The sequence below is a fragment of the Dyadobacter koreensis genome, from assembly GCF_900108855.1.
Taxonomy (GTDB): domain Bacteria; phylum Bacteroidota; class Bacteroidia; order Cytophagales; family Spirosomataceae; genus Dyadobacter; species Dyadobacter koreensis.
On record NZ_FNXY01000004.1, the window covers coordinates 784,609 to 791,334 of the forward strand.

The window sequence follows — 6,726 nt, forward strand, 5'->3', positions numbered from 1 at the left end:
TCTATTACCGCAGCTTGTTTTCTATTCGATGAAAAATTGAAGTGAATACTTCGGGTAAATTATCCCTTATATCTTCGTCAGTCATAACTGCGAGGGTTGCTATGTGGGTTGCGGGCTTTCCTCGCCCTAAAAAATGATAATTATACCAGATCATAAGTTCCTTTTCTGCCTCAGTGTATTGCTCGCCGATTGCATCTTCAGATTTTAGCGTTGCCTTTACCGCAGCAGACACTTTTTCTTCAAATGCGTCAGGTTTCTCTAATTTGTCCGGAATCCTTGGACCGCCTCCTTTCGGAATTTGATCTTTATAGAATTTAGAGTAGCAAGTCAACATTACAAAATCAAGGTCAAGGGGACTTGAATAGAAAACACTAAAATGTTCTAGCTTTTTCAACCAACCATCTAACGTTTCCCTGTAGTTGATGTTCCACTCATGCATTTTTTCAAGCTTGTCATTTTCTAAGATTGTTCCATCTTTTAAGTTTAAAAGATCGTTGCGCCTTACTCCGGAAGCAATTAGTTCCTTCAATGCATATTTGACGCGGCCCCAAGCTCCGCCCTCTCGCTCTAAATCAAGATCAAGCAATGTAACAAATGGAATGTGAAGGTTGGTCAGAAGTTTCCATATATGGTTAACAAAACGATGACCTAATGGTGTAAAGGTTAAGATGTTATCATCAAAATTTAAATTCATAACCTCCATCAAGCGATTGAAAATTATCTCCTCACTATCACCCTCGCCAATAACAACAAGTTTGGCAAAATATATTTCTGGATAATTGCGAATGGCTTGACGAACATATTTATATGCTTCGGCATTATCCTCGGGGAGAACGATCTGATTTATTTCTGTCTCGTATGAGTCATTGATTCGAAAATGAAAAATTGACTCTGGGATTACTCTTTTTACTATTGATGGAGTGTGGGAAGATAGGATTACCTGAGAATTAGGTTGTTTTGCTATCTGAGTTAAGATTGAAACAACCCTACCCAGAAGTTGCGGTGCAATATGGTTTTCGGGCTCCTCAATTGCCAGTAGAGTTATCAACGGCCTGTTTAGACCTATATCTTCGTTATCTTCTTTTTTACCAAATTTTTCCTCGATATCCAAAAGAGAACATACCAAAGTGAGATAGAAAAGGGATCGGTAGCCATCTCCAAGTTCATCAATCTTATAGTTTTTATGAGCCTCTGTGGGGCTGAATGATATCTCGAGCTTTTTTAAGATAGATTCAAAATCACTACCACCAAAACCAATACTTGTCTGACGATACCTGTCCTCTTTGTGGAACTGCTGCCAAAATTGATTAATAGAGTTTTGTACTGTTTTAAACTCTGCCAGATCCTTAAAATCATTATTGATATTTTCAACTTGCTGGTTGAAATTTAAAGTAAAATCATCAGTCCACTTTATCTTGCGAAGAACCCTGTAAAGTAGACTTCCCGAAGCATACTTTAACTGCTCGGCAGGCCGACGTATTGCGGGCACGTATAGGATTTGAATTAAACTCCTAAGATGACTTGGGAAAGGCACTTTATTTTCGTCCTTCACATCTGCGCCCTCAGGCACGTTTATAATAACGAGTTTGCTATCTAATTCACCATCTGGCTCGATCGCGGATTTTTTCCACGTGGCCTCCAGCCTTAATCTCAGATAAGGGTACTCTCCTTGTGCTCCTACAACCATCCCTAAGAAAAAATGTGGTACTGCATCGGGATTAGTACTGAAATCAAAGCGCGTTTCAATAGACAGATATCGACGGTTTATATCTTCTGATTTCTCATCCTTGGCATGATGAAAGTCTTTCAGATGAAATTCCCTTTCTCCAAAATTTGAGCTAAACATCTTTCGGAGTGCATCCATTACAGATGTTTTTCCAGAGCTATTTAAACCTATAAAGGCGCTCAATTCAGGATTTATATTTAGATTTACTTGCTGACCAAAAGATCGGAAGCCTTGGATCTTTAATTTTGTTAGTTTCACTGGTTTGAAATGAGGGCTTTGTTTTAATTACACTAAATTGTCCCAATAATTATATGCTTTTTTCTTGTAATATTATCAATTATCAAAGTTAATGTTAGCAAAAGCTGAAATATTATTACCAAATTACCATAAAATTAAAACAGGTTTCATAAGGTGTGAAGAAGACTATTAGATGATCTGCCAGCATTTTGTCCAATTAAAGAAAAGGAAGAATCTAATACTTTTTTGAGAGCAAAATTTGCCGATGATGAGCGTGATAATTTTTAATGTTGTTATTTAATTGATAGAATCTTTCAATAATATATGCAAGTTTTTAATAATCAAGTATTGATATTAGTGGTCTGGAACGAGTCTGGAGAACTCTGACGCGTTGACCATATGATTCCGTGGCAGATTGACCATTAACAGATTATTACTCACCATATGCCAAAATAGTAAATCATTTACTTAGCCTGGTTAATTCCAAAGGAGACGACCTGCCCTCAATTTCCGAATTGTGTTGATCAGCGACTCCGAATTCTCCAATCATTTCTACTTATTACAGGGTATTGTAGCGCTGATTGATAACCTTACTTCAAGATATTTTCAAAAATTCCCCGTCTTTTTTTTACCAGGTTATTTTCCGTGCTACGATCAATTGCAACTAAAATATCCTTACGCATTTCCTCAGTTACTCGTGAAAAACCAAATAACTTTGCGACAAGCGGAACAGCTGAATCTGGTTGAATCGCCAGCGAGGTTTCTACAATTTTCTTAACTGCCTGCTGAATTTCCTCGGAAGAAATATATTGTAAGCGTTTGGAGGTACCAGGGAAATTGCTTCGCTCTCGAATTACGGGAACTTTCATTTCAGGATACCATAAGAAATCGCCGTTTACTTTTATAAGACCAGACGAAGATGCATATTTGACGGCATCAGTCAAAGCTTGCCTGATACGTGAGCCAACTTTTGATACGCCAGCCGCGTCTGCAAGTCGCCTTGCCATTTCATCAAAATGAATAGGACTTTCAACGGCTACGATATCTTGTATCCATCCACCAAGCTTTCCCAGTGAATGTAGATGTAATTCTTGGGACGCCACTTCGGCTGGCAAGAATGCTAATTCATAAACAGGTAGCAACACCTCAATTTCCCTTACCTCTTCACGAATGACCGCACTTAGTTCCATCTGTAATTCTTCTTCAACTGAATCATCCACCAGTGTTTGATTTCTGGCAGTTTCGATTGCAGCGATGAGTCTTTGCCGTTCCTTGTCAGGATTTCTGAACCAGTCAGTACTCCATACCCTGTACATTTTCCAGCCTATTGTTTCAAGAACCTGTCTTCTGAGCCGGTCACGGTCTCTGGCTGATTTCGCACTGGCATATGCTTCTCCGTCACATTCTATTCCCAGAAGATACCGACCTGGGTTATCATTGTCAACAACTGCTAAGTCAATATAAAAGCCATCTGACCCAACTTGTTTACGAACTGTATAGCCCGCCTCAATTAATTGATCAGCAACATGATCTTCAAATGGCCGGACTAAGGGAATACTTATATCCTTCTCAACGTTAAATTTTCCATGTTGAGCAAAATAAAGGAAATTCCTTAATGCCCTAATTCCAAATTTTTCACCGGGCGTTATCGCAATATCTTCTGAAATTATGTTTGCGAAGACCTCACAGCGCAATTTTGCTCTGGTGATCAATACATTTAATCTGCGTTCCCCGCCTTCGTTATTAAGCGGGCCAAAGCGTTTTGGTACTGTTCCATCCTCGATTCGTCCGTAACCTATAGTTATTAAAATAACATCTCGCTCATCGCCCTGAACATTTTCCAGATTTTTCACAAAAAATGGCTCGTTCGGATGGCTCGTAAAGAATGATTCGACAGCAGGGTTTTTCCTACGTTTTATCTCCAGCGCAAACTGTATAGCCTGCATTTGCTTGGAACTGAAGGCAACAACACCCAACGTTTGTTTCGGATTTTTCAGGGCATGCTCAATGACAGCATCCGCGACATACTCAGCTTCTTTGGGATTGGTACTTGTTTTTCCTTTTTCGTAAACCGTATTCGGCAAATGATGATAAGCTAATCCCATTCTGGTTTTAGAGCCTGGACTTGGAAATATCACCAGACGGTTTTCGTAGAATTCGCGGTTCGAAAGACTGATAAGTGATTCGTGACGGCTCCTGTAGTGCCACCTTAACATTCTTTCGGATGCACCCTGTCCGTTACACATCCCCAAGATACTTTGCATATCAGAAGTAACGTTTTCTTCATCTTCTGAGTCATTGTTCATTTTATCAAAAAAACTTGTTGGGGGAAGCTGTTTTGTGTCACCCACGACTACAAGTTGTTTTCCGCGAAGTAATGCGCCCAAAGCTTCTACGGGACGAACCTGGCTTGCTTCATCAAATATTACAAGATCAAATTCGATTGAACCAGGTGCCATAAAATTTGCAATGGACATAGGGCTCATCATGATAACAGGCTTTATTGCCTGAATTGCAAGCCCAGCTTCATGTACGAGTTTGCGAATCGGTTTGTGCCGGGCTTTCTTGTTAAATTCCGCTCTTAAAATATTAACCTGGCCACCCGCTTCTTGCCGAGGAACACTTTCCCAATGTTTCAATGCTACCAATGCCCTGTTATACTGGAGTTTTAAAAGGTCTATTTTTTTAAATTTTTCTACGACCTCTTCATGGCTTGTCCGTTCAAAATTTCTTAAGGCAGCACTTGACGACACCGCTTGTTCAATTAAACTTTCATACCAGGTTTTCTGAAAAGCAATTTTTAAGAAATCGGCTGCCCCGGACCAATGCACAGATGCGTTAGTTAGGAATTGCAATCCATCGTTTTTGGCAGTTTCTTCTAAATTATTCCATGCTATTACCTGTTGAATTTCAGCAAGGCGCTCCTTCCATAGGCTAAGTGCCTCCATTTGAGGGACAAATTTTTCATTCGACAAAAATTTGCCCGGTGACCTTCTAACTTCGTCAATTTCTAGTTTTCCCAGGACAGCATTTATCGCTTCTCTATGTTCCTTGATTTTTTGGTTAAGAATTCGTGCGTATTCTGAAGCTGTTGAAGCAGGTTCGTTGCGAGTTAGATATTTCAGAATATCTTTCGAAACAAATCCATTTAAAACCTGTTGATGGACAAGCAATAAATAATCAGATTGAGATTTAAGCGCTTCCCAGTCTGCTCTATATTTATGCCAGCGTTTAGTAAATAGGCTTACCCCCATAGGTTCGAGATCCCTAAGTGTATTCTCTAGCCTCTTTGCTTCTAAAATTGCATCGACATAAGTGATTTTTAACTGAAGATCATTCGGTAATGCAGTTTTGCAAAAAGAAGCTAATTGTTTGTTGCTTTGCTTATAAGAGCCTTTAAGGAATTTAAAAAAACTTGAACCGTGTGTAATTAAGTTCTGTCTGATTTCAAGAACATTTTGGTCCCAGGCTTCCGGTAAAAATATCTCAGCATACTCATTACGAATTGCAGATAGCTTTTTTCCTGTATCCAATAATTCGGCAATATCCTCTTTGTTCAACAGCCAACGTTCGTCCTCAACAGCTAAATCGCGTAAATCGTGAGGTTGCCCGGCAAGTTCTCCAAATCGAATCAGCGATGCAGTCTGCTCAGAACTATCTGGAATATGGGTTTCAAAGGAATTTGCGATTTTGACTGATTCTAACTGCAAGTCTGCCGTAGCCTGATATGTGGCGTTTAGAAGAGTTAAAATCGTTTCCTGGTCACTACGGAGAAACATTTTCAAACGACTGCCCCAAAACAATAGCTCTGTTGGAACGCCTATATCCTTAAGCCGAGCCTGTATGCGATCTGCCATCGCTTCTGCCATGGTTATCTGCTCTCTACTGTAATATTGTACTGAATCAACATTAATTTTGGGGAGCTGAACACCTTCCGTCTCTTTATCTATATTTAATAAATGGCCAATTACTTTTTGTGCAGACAGTCCGCTTGCAGAAATCTCTACGTTTATTGAACTGCAATATGCATTTAATTCATCCTTCTGTGCCTGAAGAAGAAAAATTTCTCGCTCCAAATGCAATAGTGTAGGCCTTCCCAACTCCAATATTCTCTTGAGTTCCTCGTGAAGTTCCCTTTTATTCGATTTGTGACTGTGTAATTCCAGGCAGGCTTCGCCTAAACCAATACTATCAAGTCTCCGCTTAACGACGTCAAGTGCCGCCATTTTTTCAGCCACAAAAAGCACTTTTTTGCCTTGGCCGACTGCATTTGCAATAATATTTGTAATCGTCTGTGACTTTCCGGTTCCCGGAGGGCCTTGAATCACCATATGTCTGCCTTCCTGAACTGCGAGCATTGCAAGAACCTGCGAACTATCTGCATCTACCACATTATAAAGATCGTCGGCACTGGTTTCAGTATCCAGGTTATGGTCTTCTGTCGCTGTGGGAGCCGGGTCGCGAAAACCCGTCTCAAACAGTGATTTTAGAATTGCATTATTGTAAGGCTTTTTATCGTCTGGCCATTTGGAGCTGTCCAGATCATGATAGATCATAAATTTGCCAAAAGAGAAAAATCCCAGCTCAATCGCATCTTTTTCAATTTTCCAGGAAGGATGGTGACTAATACGTTCAGATATTACATCAAAATATTTTTCAATACTAAGTTGTGATCGGTAAATAACAATGCACCACGATTGGTAAATAAGAGTGCACCATAATTGGTAACAAGAATGCACCAGATAGAAAGCTTTGGGGGCATG

General features: G+C 39.8%; 2 protein-coding genes. Both read right to left on the reverse strand.

Annotated features, from left to right (window positions below; genetic code table 11):
* Positions 1-4 precede the first annotated feature (4 nt).
* Entirely contained in the window at positions 5-1,984 is a 1,980-nt protein-coding gene (locus tag BMY70_RS15550; RefSeq protein WP_090336431.1) for an ATP-dependent nuclease, read from the reverse strand.
* A gap of 569 nt (positions 1,985-2,553) precedes the next feature.
* Positions 2,554-6,519, reverse strand: coding sequence for a DUF3320 domain-containing protein (locus BMY70_RS15555; RefSeq protein ID WP_090336433.1), 3,966 nt, complete (start codon positions 6,517-6,519; stop codon positions 2,554-2,556).
* Positions 6,520-6,726 lie beyond the last annotated feature (207 nt).